Below are 18,707 nucleotides of genomic sequence, written 5' to 3' on the forward strand. Positions count from 1 at the left end.
CTCAAAGCGGCGGCAACGGCCGTGAGGGCCGCGACGGCCGCCTGCGGTCGCGCCGCTGGCTCACCGGCTTCGGCGGCTTGCCCGGCCCTTCCTGCCCGAAGGCCAGCGTCCCCTTCACGCGCTCCACGCCGCCGGCCGTGACCGCGCCGCCCGCGGCTTTTTCGAGTTGCTCGACCATGCGCGCGATGCGGTCGGCCACGTTCTCGTTCGACAGCTTCTCGCGGAACAGCTCGACCATCAGCGGAAACGAGAAAGGCGTCGGCCGCGCGAGCGGCTTCAGCACCAGCTGCTGCGTGGCGATTCGCTCCAGGCTGGCGCGCAGTCGGCCGATCTCCAGCTCCTGCGAGAGCAGTTCCTGCTCGGCCTGCTGCAGCAGCCTGTTGCCGGGGTCGTACTTGCGAAACACCTCCCAGAACAGCGACGACGAAGCCTGCAGCTGCTTGCTGCTGCGCTTCTCGCCCGGATAGCCCTGGTAGATGAGGCCCGAGACGCGCGCGATCTCGCGGAAGCGCCGCTGCGCAAGCTCGCTGGCGTTGAGCGAGGCCAGCACCTCGTGCAGCAGCAGCGCATGCGCATCCTCCCCCTGCGGCAGCGCCAGCACCTGCGGCAGCAGTGCCGGCCAGTCGACCTCCGTCGCACTCAGCAGCTCGAAGCCGTAGTCGTTGACCGCGATCGAGAAAGTGCGCGCCTCGTGCTGCGCGATGCGCCAGGCCAGCAGGTTCGCGAGCCCGAGATGCACGTGCCGGCCCGCGAAGGGATAGAGGAACAGGTGCGAGCCCTCGCGCGTGCTCAGCGTTTCGGCCAGCAGCGTCCGCGGCGTGGGCAGCGCCGACCACTGCTGCTGTATTTCGAGCAGCGGGCGCACGCACTGCAGCTCGGGCGAGTCGTAGCGCCCCTCGCCGGCCTGCGCGAGCTGCTGCACCACCGCATCGGCCAGCGTGTTCGACAGCGGCATGCGCCCGCCGCCCCATCGCGGCACCGCGGCCCGCTTGCCGCTCGCGCGCCGCACCCAGGCCGTCATGTCGTGGATGCGCACGAGTTCGAGCATGCGGCCGCCGAACAGGAAGCAGTCGCCCGCCTTCATGCGGGCGACGAAGCTTTCCTCCACGTTGCCGATCTTCGAGCCGCCGAGGTACTGCACCGAGATGCTCGCGTCGCTCACAATGGTGCCGATGTTCATGCGGTGCCGCCGCGCGAGCCGCGCATCGGGTACGCGCCAGATGCCCTCGGCATCGGGCACCACGCGCTTGTAGTCGGGGTAGGCCGCAAGCGACGGCCCGCCCTGCGCCACGAACTCCAGGCACCACTGCCAGTTCTCGCGCGAGAGGCCTTCGTAGGCGGCGGTGCCGCGCACTTCCTCGTACAGACCGTCAGGCACGAAGCCGCCGCCCAGTGCCACCGTCACCAGGTGCTGCACCAGCACGTCGAGGGGCTGCTCGGGCGAGTGGCGCGCCTCGATGTGCCCCGCCGCGATGGCAGTGCGCGCAGCCGAGCCTTCCACCATCTCGACGCTGTGCGTGGGCACGAGCGTGATGCGCGAAGGCCGCCCCGGCGCATGGCCCGATCGGCCCGCGCGCTGCAGCAACCGCGCCACGCCCTTCGGCGAGCCGATCTGCAGCACGCGCTCCACGGGCAGGAAGTCCACGCCAAGGTCGAGGCTTGAAGTGCAGACCACCGCCTTCAGCTCGCCGCTCTTAAGGCCGAGCTCCACCCATTCGCGCACCTCGCGGTCGAGCGAGCCGTGATGCAGCGCGATGAGCCCGGCCCACTCCGGCCTGGCCTCCAGCATCGCCTGGTACCAGATCTCTGCCTGCGATCGCGTGTTGGTGAAGACCAGCGTGGTGCTGCTCGCGGCGATCTCCTCGATCACCTGCGGCAGCATCGTGAGGCCGAGGTGCCCTCCCCACGGAAAGCGCTCCGCGACGCCGGGCAAGAGCGAATCGATGACGAGCTTCTTCGGCACCTGGCCCTGAACGAGCACGCCGTCTCCATGGCCCAGCAGCGCATACATCGCCTCGTGCAGGTTGCCCAGCGTGGCCGACATTCCCCAGATCGCGAGGCCCGGGTTCCAACGCTTCAGCCGCGCGAGCGCGAGCTGCACCTGCACCCCGCGCTTGTTGCCCAGCAGCTCGTGCCATTCGTCGACCACCGCCATGCGAACGTGCCCGAGCACCTCGCGCGCGTCGGCACGCGCGAGCATCAGCGAAAGGCTCTCTGGCGTGGTGACGAGCACCGTCGGCAGGCGCTGGTTCTGCGCATTGCGCTCGGCCGAGGTGGTGTCGCCGCTGCGCGCACCGGCACTCCATGGATGCACTTCGGCACCGAGGGCTTCGAGCGCCTGCTGCAGCGCGCGCAGGGTGTCGGCTGCCAATGCGCGCATCGGCGTGAGCCACAGCACGGTGAGCGGCTCGGCAACGGGCCGTGCGTTTGCAGTCGTCTTGCGCGCCCGTGCGAAGGCCTGCAGCGCACCGAGCCACACGGCATACGTCTTGCCCGCGCCGGTGGTCGCATGCAGCAGGCCCGACCTGCCATCGGCAATGGCCTTCCATACCTCGCGCTGGAACTTGAAAGGCTTCCGTCCGCGCGCGGCGAACCACGCATCGAGCGCTGTCCTGACGATCCTGCTGCTCATGCGGGCAACAACGCCGCCAGCGTCTGCAGGGTGTCGGCCTCTTCCACCGGCTTGTCCTCGCGCCAGCGCAGCATGCGCGGAAAGCGCACCGCGATGCCGCTCTTGTGCCGCGTGCTGCGCGCGATGCCTTCGAAGCCGAGCTCGAACACCAGCGTGGGCCTGACGCTTTTCACCGGACCGAAGCTTTCCACCGTGGTCTTGCGGATGACGGCGTCCACGCGCGCCATCTCGGCATCGGTCAGGCCGGAGTAGGCCTTGGCGAAGGGCACGAGCTTGCGGTCTTCCTGCCCGGGCGGGCCGTCCCACACCGCGAAGGTGTAGTCGCTGAAGAGGCTCGCGCGCCGGCCATGGCCGCGCTGCGCGTAGATCAGCACCGCGTCGATGCTCAGCGGATCGATCTTCCACTTCCACCACACACCCACGTCCTTGGTGCGGCCCACGCCGTACTGCGCGTCGCGGCGCTTGAGCATCATGCCTTCCACGCCCATGGCGCGCGCCGCTTCGCGCTGGCGCGCCAGGTCGGGCCAGTCGGGTCCGGTGAGCATCGGGCTGGGCAGCAGCGAGGGGTGCCGCATGCGCTCGACCAGTTCGTCGAGCAGCGCGCGGCGCTCCGACTGGGGCCGCGCGCGCAGGTCGCGCCCTTCCCATTCGAGGATGTCGTAGGCCAGCAGCACCACCGGTATGTCGCGCAGCAGCTTCGCACCAAGCGTCTTGCGGCCGATGCGCTTCTGCAGCTCGGCGAAGGGCTGCACGCGGTCTTCGCGCCAGACGACGATCTCGCCGTCGAGCACGGTGCCGTCGGGCAGCGCCTCGCCGAGCGCGGCGAGTTCGGGGAAGCGCTCGGTCACCAGCTCCTCGCCGCGCGACCACACCCACGCCGTGCCCGCGCGCTTGATCAACTGCGCGCGGATGCCGTCCCACTTCCATTCGACGATCCAGTCCTGCGGCGGACCCAGCACCGCGTCGAACTGCTCTAGCGGCAGATTGAATGGATGCGCGAGGAAGAAGGGATACGGCTGGCCACTGGTCTTCTGTTCCTGCTCCGCGCCCGACTCGGGCGCGACGAGCGCCTGGTAGTCGACGGCCCGAGGCCGCCCGCCGATGTGCGTGTAGCCCATGAGGCGCTGCGCGACGCGCTTGGCGTCGATGCCTCCTACAGCCGCCAGCGCCTGCGTGACCTGCAGCTTCGACACGCCGACGCGGAAGGCGCCGGTGATGAGCTTGAAGTACACCAGCCGTTCCTCGGGTGCGAGCTGCCGCCATTGCGCGCGCAGGCGGTCGGCAAGTTCGTCGGGCGCGTTCTTCGCGGCATCGCGCAGCGGCAGCAGGTGCTGTTCGACCCAGCCTGCGAGGCCGAGATCGTGCGCCTCGCTGGGCGGCGGCAGCAGCAGCGCGATGGTTTCGGCGAGATCGCCCACCGCGTCGTAGCTCTCGTCGAAAAGCCATTCGGGCAGGCCCGCCGCCTCCTGCGCGAGCAGGCGCAGCAGCTTGACCGGCACCAGCTGGCGCGGCTTGCCGCCGGCGAGGAAGTAGACGGCCCAGGCGGCATCCGCCGCATCGGCCTCGCGCAGGTAGCGCTGCAATGCCGCCTGCTTGGCGAGGCTCGAGGTGCTGGCGTCGAGCTCGTGGTACAGCGCGGCGAAGTCTTTCATCTCACGCCTGCGCCCCCTGGTCGTCCTCGTCGCCGTACTCTGTCTTGAAGGCCTGGGCGTCGAGGCCGTTCTCGCCGAGCCAACGCACCATCACCTGCACGCTGCCGTGCGTGACGAACACGCGCTCGGCGCCGGTGCCGGCGATGGCCTGCTGCAGGCCGGGCCAGTCGGCATGGTCGGACATCACGAAGCCGCGGTCCACGCCGCGCCGCCTGCGTGTGCCGCGCAACTGCATCCAGCCGCTAGCGAAGGCGTCGGCATAGTTGCCGAAGCGGCGCATCCACGGCGAGCCCTGCGCGGAGGGCGGCGCAAGCACCAGCGATCGCTTCAGCAGCGCGGCATCGACGCCCGCGTCGTCGGCGCGCAGAGTGGGCGGCAGCGCCACGCCGGCGGCCCGGTACACGGCGTTGAGCGGTTCCACCGCACCGTGCACGACGATAGGCCCGATGCTCACGTCCACGCCGTGCAGGATGCGCTGCGCCTTGCCGAAGGCATAGCAGAAGAGCACCGACGCGCGCCCCGCCTCTGCATTCGCGCGCCACCATGCGTCGATCTGCGCGAACAGTTCGGCCTGCCGGGGCCAGCGGTAGATGGGCAGGCCGAAGGTCGACTCGGTGATGAAGGTGTCGCAGGGCACCGGCTCGAAGGGCGCGCAGGTGCCGTCGGGCTCGGTCTTGTAGTCGCCCGAGGCCACCCACACGCGCCCGCCGTGCTCGAGCCGAACCTGGGCGGAGCCCAGCACGTGTCCCGCCGGATGCAGCGAGACGCGCACCCCGTGGTGCTCGATCGCCTCGCCATAGGGCAGCGTCTGCAAAGGGATGTCCTGGCCGAGGCGCGCGCGCAGCGTGCCGGCGCTGTCGGTATGGGCCAGGTAGTGCGCATGCCCCGGACGGGCGTGGTCGGAATGCGCGTGCGTGATGACGGCACGCGCCACCGGCCGCCACGGGTCGATGTAGAAATCGCCGGGCGGGCAGTACAGGCCTTCGGGCCTTGCGACGACGAGGAGGTCTTCTTCCTGCTTTGCGAGAGGCATGGCACGCCATCGTAGGCGCTGCCGGGTTTTCTCGCCGCCGAACGGCGGGCGCAAAGCGCTGTGGGCTGGCTCCTACCCTACGGACGCTTCGGGCGGTTCTTCATCATGTCGAGCACGTTCATCTTCATGCCGTTGGGCATGACCATGTCGCCCGGCTTCTGGTCGGCCTTGCAGGGGCCGATCCAGCGTGCTTCCATGGCGCTCGTGCCTTCGGCCCGGCCCATCAGCGGCGGGCTGTAGGTCGACTTGCTTTCCATGCGGTAGGCGGAGTTGAAGTCGCCGCTGATGACGGCATGCGAGGTGGCCACCGTGTTGCCGATCTTGCAGACCGAGTCCATGACCAGCTTGCCGCCGTCGGTGCGCAGCTCCTGCTTCGAGCACAGGTCCTTGCCCATGCCCTGGCCCATGTCTCGCAGGGCCTTGTCGGTGGCGGCGTCGATGCACTGCTGCATGGTGTGGGTGCCGCCCGTGCCGCCCGCTCCGGCGGCGGTGCCCTTGCCGCCCGCGGCTTCCCCGGTCTGCGTCTGGATCTCCCAGAGGCCGGGCTTGCGGGAGGGGAGGTCGAGCGCGAACGCAGGGCTCGCGACGGCGCCGGCCGCGATGCATGCGATGACGGCGGACAGGCGAATCTTCATGGCGGGCTCCCGCTCCTTCTGATGGCGAAGCCCGGGTTGTACCGTGCGCGCCGCCATGCGGGAATACCGCGATCGGCCTACGCCGCCGTGTTGCGTTGCCGCGTGGCGACGCCGAACGCCAGGCCCAGCACGAAGCCGCCCAGCACGTCGATCAGCACATGCTGGCGCACCGCCATCGTCGAATAGACGATGCCCGCTGCCCACACCACGTTGGCGACGCGCAGCCAGGCCGGCGCCCCCACCGCACGAAGCTGCCGCGCCAGCGCGACGCAGGTGAACACCGAGAACGAGACATGCAGCGAGGGAAAGGCATTGCCGGCCGAGTCGACCATCTTGAGGAACTGCAGCGAAGTGCCCGGCGTGGTCTCGACCACGAAGTTGGGAATCGCCGTGGGCATGAACCAGAACACGAGCAGCGCCAGCAGCGTCATGCAGGCGCAGCCCAGCGAGAAGCCTTGCAGCTCGCGCATGTCCCTGGCCAGCAGCACCGGCAGGGCGATGTAGCCCCAGAGCGAGAGATACACCGGCAGAAGCCACGGCCAGAAGGCGATCAGCCGGTCGATGGGCGTGAGCGGCAGCACCCAGGCCTGGCCCGCGTTCTTCATGATCCAGAAGTACAGCGGGAAGAAGCCGAGCGTGGCGACGGTGTTGCCGACCAGCTTCAGGGGGAACAGCGTGATGCTCCGCTTCCACAGGGCCGCAAGCCACGACGGCACCCTCGACGAAGACGATGCGGAAGAGGACGACGGAGAAGAAGATGTGACGTCGGACGCGGGAGGTGTCATGGAGGCCCGGGCAACGCGCCGCGCGCTACCAGGGCGTCCACTTTAATTCGCTTTTCGCCGAAGCCACCGTGCGTTCGATGAAGCGCACGCCGCGCGCGCCGTCCTCCACGCGCGGGTAGTCGGCAGCCAGCGGATCGGCCGGCTGGCCAGCGAGCCTGGCGCGGATGTCCGCTGCCAAGCCCGCATACACGTTCGCGAAGGCCTCGATGAAGCCTTCCGGATGCCCCGCCGGCAGCCGGCTCGCGCGCTTCGCCGACTCGCACAGCCAGGGCGCGCCGCGCGTGAGCACCTGCAAGGGCCCGTCGTGCGGCAGATGCACCAGCCGGCTCGGCTGCTCCTGGTGCCACTCGAGCGTGCCCAGCGTGCCCGACACGCGCAGGCGCAGGTCGTTCTCCAGCCCGGTATTGATCTGCGAGGCGATGAGCACGCCGCGCGCGCCGCCTTCGAAGCGCAGCAGCAGGCTCCCGTCGTCGTCGAGCATGCGGCCCGGCACCAGCGCGCCGAGGTCGGCGCACAGGCTTTCGATGCGCAGCCCGGTGACGGTGGCCACGAGGTTCTCGGCATGCGAGCCGATGTCCCCGATGGCGCCCGCCGCGCCGCTGCGCGCGGGGTCGGTGCGCCAGTCGGCCTGCTTGTTGCCGCCGCTGCCCTCGACATGACTCGCGAGCCAGCCCTGGTTGTATTCGACGACAACCTTGCGCACTTCGCCGATCAGGCCCGAGCGCACCATCTCGCGCGCCTGACGCACCATCGGATAGCCGGTGTAGTTGTAGGTGACGCCGAACACCGTGCCCTTCTTCGCGACGGTGGCGACCAGTGCGTCGGCCTGTTCGCGCGTGTGCACCAGCGGCTTGTCGCACACCACGTGGAAGCCCGCTTCGGCGAAGGCCTGCGCCACCGGAAAGTGCACGTGGTTGGGCGTGACGATCGACACGAAGTCGATGCGCTCGCCCTCCGGGCGCTTCAGCTCGTCGGCCAGAAGCGCCTGCCAGTCGCCGTGGTTGCGCCCGTCGGTCAGGCCGAGGTCGCGGCCCGAGGCGCGCGCCTTGTCCGGGCTCGACGACAGCGCGCCGGCAACGAGCTCGATCTGCCCGTCGAGCGCCATGGCCTTGCGGTGCACGGCGCCGATGAAGGCGTCGCGGCCGCCGCCGACCATGGCATAGCGCAGTTTGCGAGGAGGTGTGTCTGTCATCGATCGTCTCGGCGTTTCCGGAAACTGTTCCCTCTCCCCTTGGGGAGAGGGCTAGGTGAGGGTGGCGGCACTTGCGCACGCACCGTTTTCGCCGGCGCCACTGGCCCTCACCCCAACCCTCTCCCCAGGGGGAGAGGGAGCAAAGCGGGCCTGCCGCTTCAGAACATCAGAACGGCGAATTGGGGTGGTAGAAGTCCTTCGCGTTTTCCTTGGTGATCAGCACCGAAGGAATGATCGTGGTCGCGGGCAGCTTCTCGCCCTTCAGGCGCGCCTCGGCCGTGAGCTTGATCGCGTCGTAGATGAACTTGGGCGAGTAGCTCACGTCGGCCGTGATGCGCTTGTCCTTGCCGTCCATGATGGTCTTGACCATGTCCTTGGCACCCGCGCCGCCGAACACGATCTTGATGTCGTCGCGCTTGGCCTGAGAGATGGCCTTGAGCACGCCCACGGCCATGTCGTCGTCGGCCGCCCAGATGGCGTCGATGTTCTTGAAGCGCGTCAGGTAGTCCTGCGTGACCTTGAAGGCGTCGTCGCGGTTCCAGTTGGCGTACTTGGCGTCGAGCAGCTTGATGTCGGGGCTGCCCTTGAGCACGGCGTTGAAGGCGTCCATGCGCTCGTTGTCCAGCGTGGTCGCGATGCCGCGCAGCGCCACCACGTTGCCCTTGCCGTTCAGCTGCTTGACGATGTACTCGGCCGGGATCTTGCCGAAGGCCGTGTTGTCGCCTGCCACATAAGCGTCTTGTGCGCTGGTATCGGTGAGGCCGCGGTCGACCACGGTGACGTAGGCGCCCTTGGCCTTGACCTGCGCCACGGGCTTGGTCAGCGCCGCCGACTCGAAGGGGAACACGACCAGCGCGTTGATCTTGGTGACCGTCGAGAGGTCCTGCAGCTGGTTGGCCTGCTCGGGCGCGTTGGCGGCCGTCTTGATGGTGATCTTCAGGTCCTTGTGTTCCTTCTCCAGGTCCTTCTTCGCCTGGTTGGCCCAGTAGTTGATGCCGCCCATGAAGCTGTGCGTGGCCGCGGGAATCGAAACGCCGAGGTTGACCTTCTCCGCGGCAAGCGCGGGCAGGCTGGCGAACGCTGCGGCGGCAACCGCCGTGAGTGCGAGGCGTCGGGTGAAAGTCGTCATGCTGGATGTCTCCTCTTGGTTGATGGAACGGAACGGGAAAGAACTAGCGCCGGCCGCGTTGAAGGAACGCGACGATGATGATCACGAAGCCCTGCACCGCCGCGTTGAGGTACACGCTGATGATGCTGGTGAGGTTCAGGATGTTGCTGATGACCGAGAGCAGGATCGCACCCACCACCGTGCCGGTGATGCTGCCCGCGCCGCCCTTGAGCGCCGTGCCGCCGACGATCACCGCGGCGATGGCTTCCAGCTCCCACAGCAGGCCGGTGGTCGGCGAGGCCGAGCCCAGGCGCGGCACGTACAGCAGCGTCGCGATGCCCACGCACACGCCGAGCAGCACATAAGTGAGGATCTTCACGCGGTCGACGTCCACGGCCGCGTAGCGCGCCACCTGCTCGTTGGAGCCGATGGCCTGCACGTAGCGGCCGTAGGCCGTGCGGTTGAGGATGAGGCCGCCGACGATGGCGACGATCACGAACACCCACACCGGCACCGGAATGCCCGCGAGGCTCGCGTAGTACACGGGCGCGTAGAGGTCCGACAGCTCGTTGTCGAGCGTGAGCGCGCCGCCGTCGGCGAAGTACGTGAGGTAGGCGCGGAAGATGCCCAGCGTGCCCAGCGTCACGATGAAGGGCTCGATGCGGCCCTTGGTGATGAGCAGGCCGTGCGCAAGGCCGAACACCGCGCCGAGCACCACGGCCAGCACGGCGCCCATCACCACCGCCAGCAGCGGCGAGCCAGAAGCCGGCCCGGCCCAGTTGATGAACATGATCACGCTGCCCGCGATGAGCGCGGCCATCGAGCCCACCGACAGGTCGATGCCGCCCGAGATGATCACGAAACACATGCCCACCGCGATGATGCCGATGAAGGCCGTGCGCGTAAGCACGTTCATCGCGTTGTCGAGCGTGGCGAAGTCGCCGTTCAGCAGCGTGCCGGCGATGCACAGCAGCACCAGGCCGATGACCGGGCCGAGGCCGTGCAGGCGCTCGGTCCAGCGCGGCTTCGCCTCGCTGCGGTGCATGGTTTCGGCGGAATCGGTAGGGGAAGCCATGTCTTTTATCGATTCGTCAGGGCATGTAAATTCGACTTGGCAGCGAGCGCAGCGAAGCTCGTTCGGGGAACACCGCGGAACCGGCTTTGCCGGGCCGCAGGTGTTGCCCCCTGCAAGGGGGTGGGCGAAGCGACACGAAGTGCGCGCAGCCTGGGGGTTGGCTCATCTCGTTCCGGTGGCATGAGCGATGAGCTCCTCTTCTGTCAGATGGTCGGCGTCGAGCGTGGCGACGATGCGGCCCGCGCGCATCACCGCGACGCGGTGGCACAGGCCGATCAGCTCCATCAGCTCCGACGAGACGACGATCACCGCGAGCCCTTCGCGGGCGAGTCGCTGGATCAGGAAATAGATGTCGCGCTTGGCGCCCACGTCGACGCCGCGCGTGGGCTCGTCGAGCACCACCACCTTCGGCCGCGGCTGCAGCACCTTGGCGAGCGCGAGCTTCTGCTGGTTGCCGCCCGACAGCGACGAGGCCTTCACGTCGAGCGAGCCGGTGCGGATGCCGTAGTCCTTCACCGCTTCGGTCAGCGCCCCACGCTCGGCCTCGGGCTTGAGCCAGGGCTGGGCGTAGCGCTCGAGCGCCATCAGCGTGAGGTTCTGGCGCAGGCCGAAGTTGACGTGCAGGCCCTTGCCCTTGCGGTCTTCGCTCAGATACGTGAGGCCGTCCCTTGCCGCGTCACGCGGATTGCGCCAGCCCTTGCCGTGCGGCACGGGCTTGCCGAGCATCTCGACGCTGCCACCGCTCGCGGGTCGCAGGCCCAGTAGTCCTTCGAAGAGCTCGGTGCGGCCCGCGCCGACGAGGCCCGCGAAGCCGAGGATCTCGCCTGGGCGCACCTCGAAGCTCGCGTCCTGCGCCCAGCCGGGCACGCTGAAGCCTTGCACGCGCATGGCGGGGACGCCGGTCGCGGCGACCGCATCGCGCGGCGGATAGAGGTCGGCCAGCTCGCGGCCCACCATCAGGTTGGCCATCTGCTGGCGCGTGACGTCGGCCGTCGGGGCACGCGCGACGAAGCGGCCGTCGCGCATGACGATGACTTCGTCCGTCACCTGTTCCACCTCGTCGAGCTTGTGCGAGATGTAGACGATGGTGACGCCGTCGGCGCGCAGCTGCGCGATGAGCTTGAACAGGCGCTCGGTCTCGCCGGGCGTGAGCGTGGCGGTGGGCTCGTCCATGACGAGCAGGCGCGCGCGGCGGGCGATGGCCTTCGCGATCTCGACGAGCTGCTTCTCGGCGACGATCAGCTTGCGTACCTTGGTGCGCGGGTCGATGTTCAGGCCGACAGCCGCGAGCGCGGAGGCGGCGTCGCGCTCCATGGCGGCGTCGTCGAGCAGCCAGCCTTTCTTCTTTTCGTGGCCGAGGAAGATGTTCTGCGCCACGTTGAGGTCTTCGGCGAGATTGAACTCCTGGTGGATCAGCACGATGCCCAGCGCCTCGGCGTCGCGCGAGCTCGCGAACTGCTGCGGCTGTCCGTTGATCTTGAGCGTGCCGCCGGTGGCCGACTCGTAGCCCGACAGGATCTTCATCAGCGTGGACTTGCCTGCGCCGTTCTCGCCGAGCAGGCCGTACACGCGGCCGGGCGCGAGCGCGAAGCTCACGCCGTGCAGCACCTGGACGGGGCCGAAGGCCTTCACGATGCCGTCGAACTCGACGGCAACGCTGCCCTTGATTTCGGCGGCGCTCATGGTGCCACCCCGCGGGCCTTCAGCGTTTCCTGCATCGCGAGCACGCCGGCGCCGATGACGCCGCCCTGCATGCCCAGCGGCGTGTACTGGATCTCCAGGTGCCGCGTGGAAAGCGCCAGCGAGCGTTGGTACACGCTCTGCCGCACGGCCGCGAGAAACAGCGGCCCGATGCGCGTGATGCCGCCGCCGATGAACACGTGCGACGGATTGAAGAAGTTGACCACCGAGGCGAGCATCTGCCCGATCAGGCTGCCGGCGCGCTGGATGATCGCGTTGGCGGCCGTGTCGCCGCCGCGGCTGGCTTGGCCCACGTCGACGGCATCGATGCGGCCATGCAGGCGCAGGACTTCGGCCAGAGTGGCGCTTTCGCCGACCTCGGCGGCCTGCACCGCCATGCGCGTGATCGCCGGGCCGGCGGCCATGGCTTCCACGCAGCCGAGGTTGCCGCAGTGGCAGCGCGGGCCTTCCTGGTCGACGCAGATGTGGCCCACGTCGCCGGCCGAACCGGCGGCGCCGCGGTACACCTCGCCGTGGCAGACGATGCCGCAGCCGATGCCGGTGCCGATCTTGATGACGAGGAAGTTGGTCAGCGAACGCTTGAGGCGCCAGAGCTCGCCGAGCGCCATCAGGTTCACGTCGTTGTCGACGAAGACCGGCGCCGCGTAGTCCTCGCGCAGGTAGTCGCGGATCGAGAAACTGTCCCACGCGGGCATCAGCGGCGGATTCACGAGCTGGCCGATCTCGAAGTTGACCGGGCCGGGCACGCCGATGCCGATGCCGAGTACGTCCTTGGGGCCATGGCCGCAACGCGCCAGCAGCTCGCGCATCAGCACGCGCACGCGCGCCAGCACCACGGCCGGGCCCTCGCGCACGTCGGCGGGTTCGTCGTGCTGCGCGAGCACGCTGAGGTCGGGGCGCAGCACGGCCACGTCGAGGCTGGTGGCGCCGATGTCGACGCCGACGAGCACGCCGAGTCCGGAATGAAGCTGGAGGTTTTCGGGGCGGCGTCCGCCCGAGGAACGCTGCAGGCCGGCTTCGGCGAGCAGGCCCTGGTCGACGAGGCCGGCGATCAGCCCGTTGGCCTTGCTCTTGGAGAAGCCGAGCTGCTCGGCCATGGCATGGCGAGAGCCGCCGGCCGACCAGAAGGTCGTTTCCAGCAGCCGCATTTCGTCCGCAGTGATGCCACTCCAGGGTGCCACGCGTCTTGTCTCCGGTGTTCTTTGTCCTGGCCCGGCAGCGGCAGCCGCCGGACGAAGGCGAATACTAGGTGGCGGGCTTCAGCCGGACAAGGCCTAACTTCGACCTTGTTCAGACCAAAGATCGCCAGCCCGAAGATGAATGGACGAAAAAAAGCCGCCTGGGAGGCGGCTTTCTTCTTCGTTGCTCGACGACGGGCCTGGAGCCCGACTCGATTACTTTTTCTGGCGGTACTTGCGCAGCGCCGCGATCTGGGCGGCCATCACGGCCAGCTCCGACTGCGCCATCGCGATGTCGATGTCGCTCTTCGCGTTCTTCAGCGCTTCTTCAGCTGCTGCCTTGGCCTGGTTGGCCTTCTCGTCGTCGAGGTCCTTACCGCGGATCGCGGTGTCCGACAGCACGGTGACGGCGTTGGGCTGCACTTCGAGAATGCCGCCGGCCACGAAGACGAACTCTTCCTTGCCGTCGGCGGTTTCGATGCGCACGGCGCCGGGGCGAATGCGCGTGATCAGCGGGGTGTGGCGCGGGAAGATGCCGAGCTCACCGGCTTCACCGGGCAGCGCGACGAACTTGGCTTCGCCCGAGAAGATCGACTCTTCCGCGCTGACCACGTCCACATGAATGGTGCCTGCCATGGTGATTCCTTCTTAAGCGACCTTCTTGGCCTTCTCGAACGCTTCGTCGATGCTGCCCACCATGTAGAACGCCTGTTCGGGCAGGTGGTCGGCTTCGCCGTTCACGATCATCTTGAAACCACGGATGGTTTCGGCCAGCGGCACGTACTTGCCGGGCGAGCCCGTGAACACTTCGGCCACGTGGAACGGCTGCGACAGGAAACGCTGGATCTTGCGAGCGCGGGCCACGGCCAGCTTGTCTTCGGGAGCCAGTTCGTCCATGCCCAGAATGGCGATGATGTCGCGCAGTTCCTTGTAGCGCTGCAGCGTGCCTTGCACGGCGCGGGCCACGTTGTAGTGCTCTTCGCCGACCACGTTCGGGTCGAGCTGGCGCGAGGTCGAGTCCAGCGGGTCCACGGCAGGGTAGATGCCGAGCGAAGCGATGTCACGCGACAGCACCACGGTCGAGTCCAGGTGGGCGAAGGTCGTGGCGGGCGACGGGTCGGTCAAGTCGTCGGCAGGGACGTACACGGCCTGGATCGAGGTGATCGAGCCGACCTTGGTCGACGTGATCCGCTCCTGCAGGCGGCCCATTTCTTCTGCCAGCGTCGGCTGGTAGCCCACGGCGGAAGGCATGCGGCCCAGCAGAGCCGACACTTCGGTACCGGCCAGCGTGTAGCGGTAGATGTTGTCCACGAAGAACAGAACGTCACGGCCTTCGTCGCGGAACGACTCGGCGATGGTCAGGCCGGTCAGCGCCACGCGCAGACGGTTGCCCGGGGGTTCGTTCATCTGGCCGTAGACCATGGACACCTTCGAGTCCTCGAGCTTCTCGAGGTTCACGACGCCGGAGTCGGCCATCTCGTGATAGAAGTCGTTGCCTTCACGGGTACGTTCGCCCACGCCTGCGAACACCGACAGACCCGAGTGAGCCTTGGCGATGTTGTTGATGAGTTCCATCATGTTCACGGTCTTGCCCACGCCGGCGCCACCGAACAGACCCACCTTGCCGCCCTTGGCGAACGGGCACACCAGGTCGATCACCTTGATGCCGGTTTCCAGCAGGTCTTGCGAAGGCGACAGTTCGTCATACGCGGGAGCCTTGCGGTGGATGGAAGCGGTGAGCTCCTGACCCACGTCGCCGCGTTCGTCGATCGGACGGCCGAGCACGTCCATGATGCGGCCGAGGGTGGCCTTGCCGACCGGCACGGTAATGGGAGCGCCGGTGTTGGTCACGATCAGGCCGCGACGCAGGCCGTCGGACGAGCCCAGTGCAATCGTGCGCACCACGCCGTCGCCGAGCTGCTGCTGAACTTCGAGGGTCAGCCCGCCGCCTTCGAATTTCAAGGCGTCGTACACCTTGGGCATCTGGTCACGCGGGAACTCCACGTCGACCACGGCGCCGATACATTGGACAATTTTTCCTTCAGCCATGGCGTTTCCTTCTGGATGGATCTCAATAAATTTGCGACAGGTTCTTGCAGAAGCGTCCTGCTGCCAAGACGGGCCGCTTTTGCAAGAAGGCCGGACGGGCCGGCATCCTTGAATTTCTCTTTGCTGTCTCGCTGTCCGTCAGTTCCCGATCAGCACTTCATGGCCGTCGCCTGTGCGGCGAAAGCGTCCGAAGCAGCCTTGCAGGCCTGACCCAGCGCAGCCTTGTCGGCGCCCATCGAAGCCCAGGTGGCCTTCGTCTGGTCGAGGCTTGCCTTCATGGCGTCGGCAGCAGCACCGCTTTGCGCAGCAACGCAGGTCTGCACCTTGGCCAGGTAGTCGTTGCATTCCTGCGGCAGATCGGCGGCGGATGCCGTCGGAGCTGCGGCGGGAGCAGCCGCCGGCGCTGCTGCAGGAGCGGGCGCGGGAGCCGGAGCAGCAGGTGCCGCAGCGGGAGCTGCCGGTGCAGGCGCGGGCGCCTCTTCCTTCTTCGAGCAGGCGGTCAGAGCGGCAGCAACAGCCACCAGAGCAAGCATCTTCTTCATTTTGCGCAGAGTCCCCTAAAAAAGGCCTTGGGTTACCGGGGGCGCGGAACGCCCCCGATCAGCAACGCGGCCTGTTGCATTGCCTCAATCAAACGCCAGCGGCAGCGGCCGCGCCGGACACGATTTCCGACAGTTCCTTCGTGATGCCGGCCTGGCGGGTCTTGTTGTAGACCAGCTTCAGCTCGTTGATCACGTTGCCTGCGTTGTCGGTCGCGGCCTTCATGGCCACCATGCGCGCCGAGTGCTCGGACGCCATGTTCTCGGCCACGGCCTGGTACACCAGGGATTCCACGTAGCGCACCAGCAGCTCGTCGATCACGCTTTGCGCGTCGGGCTCGTAGATGTAGTCCCACGAGTGATGACCCGACTCGGTCTGCAGCGTCTCGGCCTTCAGCGGCAGGAGCTGTTCCACCATCGGCTCTTGCTTGATGGTGTTGATGAACTTCGTGTAGCACAGGTACACGGCCGACAGCTTGCCTTCGGCGTAGGCGTCCAGCAGCGTCTTGACTGGCCCGATGAGCTTGTCCAGATGCGGCGTGTCGCCCAGCTGCGTCACATGGGCCACCACGCGGGCGCCGATGCGGTTCAGGAAACCCAGGCCCTTGTTGCCGATGGCGACCGACTCGACCACGTTGCCCGCCGACTGCGCTTCGCGCAGCTTGCTGGTGACAGCACGCAGCAGGTTGGTGTTCAAGCCGCCGCACAGGCCCTTGTCGCTGGTCACGATGATGAAGCCGACGCCCTTGGCGTCGCTCGTCTTCATGAAAGCGTGGGTGTACTCCGGGTTCGCCTTGCCGAGGTTGGCTGCGATGTTGCGGATCTTTTCGCTGTAGGGGCGAGCGGCGCGCATGCGTTCCTGCGCCTTGCGCATCTTGGAAACCGAGACCATTTCCATGGCCTTGGTGATCTTCTTGGTGTTTTCCACCGATTTGATCTTGCCGCGGATTTCCTTACCAGCTGCCATGAGAGCTCCTTCTTGCGTCGATCAAGGGGTCGATCAGGCGAACGACTTCTTGAACGAGGTGACGGCGGCCAGCAGTTCGGCTTCCGATTCCTTGTCCAGAGCCTTGGCCTTCTCGATCTTGTCGAGCAGCGCGGCGTGGCTGGACTTCAGGAACTGGTGCAGGCCGTGCTCGAAAGGCAGCACCTGCTTGATTTCGAGGTCGTCCATGAAGCCCTTGTTCACTGCGAACAGCGACGCGCCCATCAGCGAGATCGACAGCGGGCTGTATTGCGGCTGCTTCAGCAGTTCGGTCACGCGGGCACCGCGGTCGAGCTGCTTGCGGGTGGCTTCGTCGAGGTCGGAAGCGAACTGCGCGAACGCAGCCAGTTCACGGTACTGGGCCAGGTCGGTACGGATACCGCCGGACAGGCCCTTGATGATCTTCGTCTGGGCCGACGAACCCACGCGCGACACCGAGATACCGGCGTTGATGGCGGGGCGGATACCTGCGTTGAACAGGTTGGTTTCCAGGAAGATCTGGCCGTCGGTGATCGAGATCACGTTGGTCGGAACGAAGGCGGACACGTCGCCGGCTTGCGTTTCGATGATCGGCAGTGCGGTCAGCGAACCGGTCTTGCCCTTGACTTCACCCTTGGTGAAGGCTTCGACGTAGTCGGCGTTCACGCGGGCTGCGCGCTCGAGCAGACGGCTGTGGAGATAGAACACGTCGCCAGGGTAGGCTTCGCGGCCCGGGGGACGGCGCAGCAGCAGCGACACCTGACGGTAGGCAACAGCCTGCTTGGACAGGTCGTCATAGACGATCAGGGCGTCTTCGCCGCGGTCGCGGAAGTATTCGCCCATCGTGCAGCCCGAGTAGGCCGCGACGTATTGCATTGCCGCCGATTCAGAGGCGGAGGCCGCGACCACGATCGTGTAGTCCATGGCGCCGGCTTGTTCCAGGGCGCGCACCACGTTCTTGATCGACGAAGCCTTCTGGCCGATCGCAACGTAGACGCAAGTCATGTTCTGACCCTTCTGGTTGATGATCGCGTCGATCGCCACGGCGGTCTTGCCGGTCTGGCGGTCGCCGATGATCAGCTCGCGCTGGCCGCGACCGACGGGCACCATCGAGTCGATCGACTTCAGGCCGGTCTGCATCGGCTGGTCGACGGACTTCCGTGCGATCACGCCGGGAGCGACCTTCTCGATCACGTCGGTCATCTTGGCGTTGATCGGACCCTTGCCGTCGATCGGCTGGCCCAGGGCGTTCACCACGCGGCCGATAAGCTCGGGGCCCACCGGCACTTCCAGGATGCGGCCCGTGCACTTGACGGTGTCGCCTTCGGAGATGTGCTCGTACTCGCCCAGAATCACGGCGCCGACCGAGTCGCGCTCGAGGTTCAGGGCCAGACCGAACGACGGCACGCCGTCAGCCGTGGGCGGGAACTCCAGCATTTCGCCCTGCATCGCGTCGGACAGGCCGTGCACGCGCACGATGCCGTCCGTCACCGACACCACGGTGCCTTCGTTGCGGATGTTGGCGCTGACCCCGAGGCCCTCGATGCGGCTCTTGATCAGTTCGGAAATTTCTGCGGGATTGAGTTGCATGACTCTTTCCTTCTTTCTTTGTAAGGGGCTGGAAACCGTCAGGCCGCCAGCGCAACTTTCATTTGTTCAAGGCGCGCTTTGACGGAGGTGTCGAGCACCTCGTCGCCGACCACCACACGGATGCCGCCGATCAGATCCGGCTCTTGCTGGACCGTGACCTGGAGCTTGCGACCGAAACGCTTCTCGAGCGCGGCCGACACGTTGGCCAGTGCCGCAGCTTCGATCGGGAAGGCGCTGTAGACCACGGCGTCGGACGAACCGCTCTTCGCGTTGGCGAGTGCCCGGAACTGCTTCGCAATTTCCGGCAGCACCGAAAAGCGCCCGTTCTCGAGGAGCGCGGACAGGAAGTTCTGGGCAGGAGCGGCCAGCGGTGCACCGAATGCACCGGCGACCACGCCGACCACCTGTTCGGCCGTAGCCTTGGGGTTGTCGGCGAACTGCTGGAGCTCCGGATTGGCCGCGATGGCGGCAATCTTTTCGAGCCAGGCGCTGGTTCCGGCGACGTCGGACGACGACGCCTTGAAGAGCGCCTCGGCGTAGGGGCGTGCAATGGTGGCGAGTTCTGCCATGGCTT

General features: G+C 67.3%; 16 protein-coding genes. All 16 read right to left on the minus strand.

Annotated features, from left to right (window positions below; genetic code table 11):
- Nucleotide 1: 1 nt before the first annotated feature.
- The gene (locus SFB74_RS30270; protein WP_432728087.1) at nucleotides 2–2,632 is read right to left on the minus strand and encodes a ligase-associated DNA damage response DEXH box helicase; all 2,631 of its coding nucleotides are present in this window, start codon (nucleotides 2,630–2,632) and stop codon (nucleotides 2–4) included.
- A complete protein-coding gene (locus SFB74_RS30275) occupies nucleotides 2,629–4,284 on the minus strand; it encodes an ATP-dependent DNA ligase (protein WP_432728088.1) in 1,656 nt (551 codons plus the stop codon). The genes SFB74_RS30270 and SFB74_RS30275 overlap by 4 nt, the downstream gene beginning before the upstream one ends.
- A gap of 1 nt (nucleotide 4,285) precedes the next feature.
- On the minus strand, nucleotides 4,286–5,317 hold the full coding sequence (locus SFB74_RS30280) for a ligase-associated DNA damage response exonuclease (RefSeq protein WP_432728089.1): 1,032 nt from the start codon (nucleotides 5,315–5,317) through the stop codon (nucleotides 4,286–4,288).
- A gap of 77 nt (nucleotides 5,318–5,394) precedes the next feature.
- Nucleotides 5,395–5,952, minus strand: coding sequence for a DUF3617 domain-containing protein (locus tag SFB74_RS30285; protein WP_432728090.1), 558 nt, complete (start codon nucleotides 5,950–5,952; stop codon nucleotides 5,395–5,397).
- A 77-nt stretch (nucleotides 5,953–6,029) separates the two neighbouring features.
- Complete coding sequence (locus SFB74_RS30290; protein WP_432728091.1) at nucleotides 6,030–6,737, minus strand: phosphatase PAP2 family protein; 708 nt, start codon at nucleotides 6,735–6,737, stop codon at nucleotides 6,030–6,032.
- A 25-nt stretch (nucleotides 6,738–6,762) separates the two neighbouring features.
- Complete coding sequence (locus SFB74_RS30295; protein WP_432728092.1) at nucleotides 6,763–7,929, minus strand: Gfo/Idh/MocA family protein; 1,167 nt, start codon at nucleotides 7,927–7,929, stop codon at nucleotides 6,763–6,765.
- Nucleotides 7,930–8,095: 166 nt separating this feature from the next.
- Entirely contained in the window at nucleotides 8,096–9,058 is a 963-nt protein-coding gene (locus tag SFB74_RS30300; protein WP_432728093.1) for a substrate-binding domain-containing protein, read from the minus strand.
- 43 nt (nucleotides 9,059–9,101) lie between these two features.
- Nucleotides 9,102–10,112: an ABC transporter permease gene (locus SFB74_RS30305; protein WP_432728094.1), complete on the minus strand. Its 1,011-nt coding sequence runs from the start codon at nucleotides 10,110–10,112 to the stop codon at nucleotides 9,102–9,104.
- Between the two features lie 162 nt (nucleotides 10,113–10,274).
- Nucleotides 10,275–11,795: a sugar ABC transporter ATP-binding protein gene (locus tag SFB74_RS30310; RefSeq protein ID WP_432728095.1), complete on the minus strand. Its 1,521-nt coding sequence runs from the start codon at nucleotides 11,793–11,795 to the stop codon at nucleotides 10,275–10,277.
- The gene (locus SFB74_RS30315; RefSeq protein ID WP_432732025.1) at nucleotides 11,792–12,961 is read right to left on the minus strand and encodes an ROK family protein; all 1,170 of its coding nucleotides are present in this window, start codon (nucleotides 12,959–12,961) and stop codon (nucleotides 11,792–11,794) included. Before SFB74_RS30315 ends, SFB74_RS30310 begins: the two co-directional genes overlap by 4 nt.
- A gap of 246 nt (nucleotides 12,962–13,207) precedes the next feature.
- Complete coding sequence (locus tag SFB74_RS30320) at nucleotides 13,208–13,627, minus strand: F0F1 ATP synthase subunit epsilon (protein ID WP_019657634.1); 420 nt, start codon at nucleotides 13,625–13,627, stop codon at nucleotides 13,208–13,210.
- A 12-nt stretch (nucleotides 13,628–13,639) separates the two neighbouring features.
- Complete coding sequence (gene atpD / locus SFB74_RS30325) at nucleotides 13,640–15,040, minus strand: F0F1 ATP synthase subunit beta (RefSeq protein ID WP_432728096.1); 1,401 nt, start codon at nucleotides 15,038–15,040, stop codon at nucleotides 13,640–13,642.
- Between the two features lie 149 nt (nucleotides 15,041–15,189).
- On the minus strand, nucleotides 15,190–15,582 hold the full coding sequence (locus SFB74_RS30330; protein ID WP_432728097.1) for a hypothetical protein: 393 nt from the start codon (nucleotides 15,580–15,582) through the stop codon (nucleotides 15,190–15,192).
- 88 nt (nucleotides 15,583–15,670) lie between these two features.
- Entirely contained in the window at nucleotides 15,671–16,546 is an 876-nt protein-coding gene (atpG, locus tag SFB74_RS30335) for a F0F1 ATP synthase subunit gamma (protein WP_432728098.1), read from the minus strand.
- Between the two features lie 33 nt (nucleotides 16,547–16,579).
- The gene (gene atpA / locus SFB74_RS30340) at nucleotides 16,580–18,133 is read right to left on the minus strand and encodes a F0F1 ATP synthase subunit alpha (RefSeq protein WP_432728099.1); all 1,554 of its coding nucleotides are present in this window, start codon (nucleotides 18,131–18,133) and stop codon (nucleotides 16,580–16,582) included.
- A gap of 38 nt (nucleotides 18,134–18,171) precedes the next feature.
- A complete protein-coding gene (locus SFB74_RS30345; RefSeq protein WP_432728100.1) occupies nucleotides 18,172–18,702 on the minus strand; it encodes a F0F1 ATP synthase subunit delta in 531 nt (176 codons plus the stop codon).
- Nucleotides 18,703–18,707 lie beyond the last annotated feature (5 nt).

It is taken from the genome of Variovorax xiamenensis (genome assembly GCF_050916385.1).
In the GTDB taxonomy this organism is placed as follows: Bacteria; Pseudomonadota; Gammaproteobacteria; order Burkholderiales; family Burkholderiaceae_C; genus Variovorax.

Coding starts and splice junctions, on each gene's coding strand:
- SFB74_RS30345 (WP_432728100.1), bottom strand. CDS start 18,702: ATGGCAGAACTCGCCACCATTGCACGCCCCTACGCCGAGGCGCTCTTC.
- SFB74_RS30305 (WP_432728094.1), bottom strand. CDS start 10,112: ATGGCTTCCCCTACCGATTCCGCCGAAACCATGCACCGCAGCGAGGCG.
- SFB74_RS30300 (WP_432728093.1), bottom strand. CDS start 9,058: ATGACGACTTTCACCCGACGCCTCGCACTCACGGCGGTTGCCGCCGCA.
- atpD (WP_432728096.1), bottom strand. CDS start 15,040: ATGGCTGAAGGAAAAATTGTCCAATGTATCGGCGCCGTGGTCGACGTG.
- SFB74_RS30270 (WP_432728087.1), bottom strand. CDS start 2,632: ATGAGCAGCAGGATCGTCAGGACAGCGCTCGATGCGTGGTTCGCCGCG.
- SFB74_RS30290 (WP_432728091.1), bottom strand. CDS start 6,737: ATGACACCTCCCGCGTCCGACGTCACATCTTCTTCTCCGTCGTCCTCT.
- SFB74_RS30315 (WP_432732025.1), bottom strand. CDS start 12,961: ATGCGGCTGCTGGAAACGACCTTCTGGTCGGCCGGCGGCTCTCGCCAT.
- SFB74_RS30310 (WP_432728095.1), bottom strand. CDS start 11,795: ATGAGCGCCGCCGAAATCAAGGGCAGCGTTGCCGTCGAGTTCGACGGC.
- SFB74_RS30295 (WP_432728092.1), bottom strand. CDS start 7,929: ATGACAGACACACCTCCTCGCAAACTGCGCTATGCCATGGTCGGCGGC.
- SFB74_RS30330 (WP_432728097.1), bottom strand. CDS start 15,582: ATGAAGAAGATGCTTGCTCTGGTGGCTGTTGCTGCCGCTCTGACCGCC.
- SFB74_RS30280 (WP_432728089.1), bottom strand. CDS start 5,317: ATGCCTCTCGCAAAGCAGGAAGAAGACCTCCTCGTCGTCGCAAGGCCC.
- SFB74_RS30285 (WP_432728090.1), bottom strand. CDS start 5,952: ATGAAGATTCGCCTGTCCGCCGTCATCGCATGCATCGCGGCCGGCGCC.
- SFB74_RS30275 (WP_432728088.1), bottom strand. CDS start 4,284: ATGAAAGACTTCGCCGCGCTGTACCACGAGCTCGACGCCAGCACCTCG.
- atpG (WP_432728098.1), bottom strand. CDS start 16,546: ATGGCAGCTGGTAAGGAAATCCGCGGCAAGATCAAATCGGTGGAAAAC.
- SFB74_RS30320 (WP_019657634.1), bottom strand. CDS start 13,627: ATGGCAGGCACCATTCATGTGGACGTGGTCAGCGCGGAAGAGTCGATC.
- atpA (WP_432728099.1), bottom strand. CDS start 18,133: ATGCAACTCAATCCCGCAGAAATTTCCGAACTGATCAAGAGCCGCATC.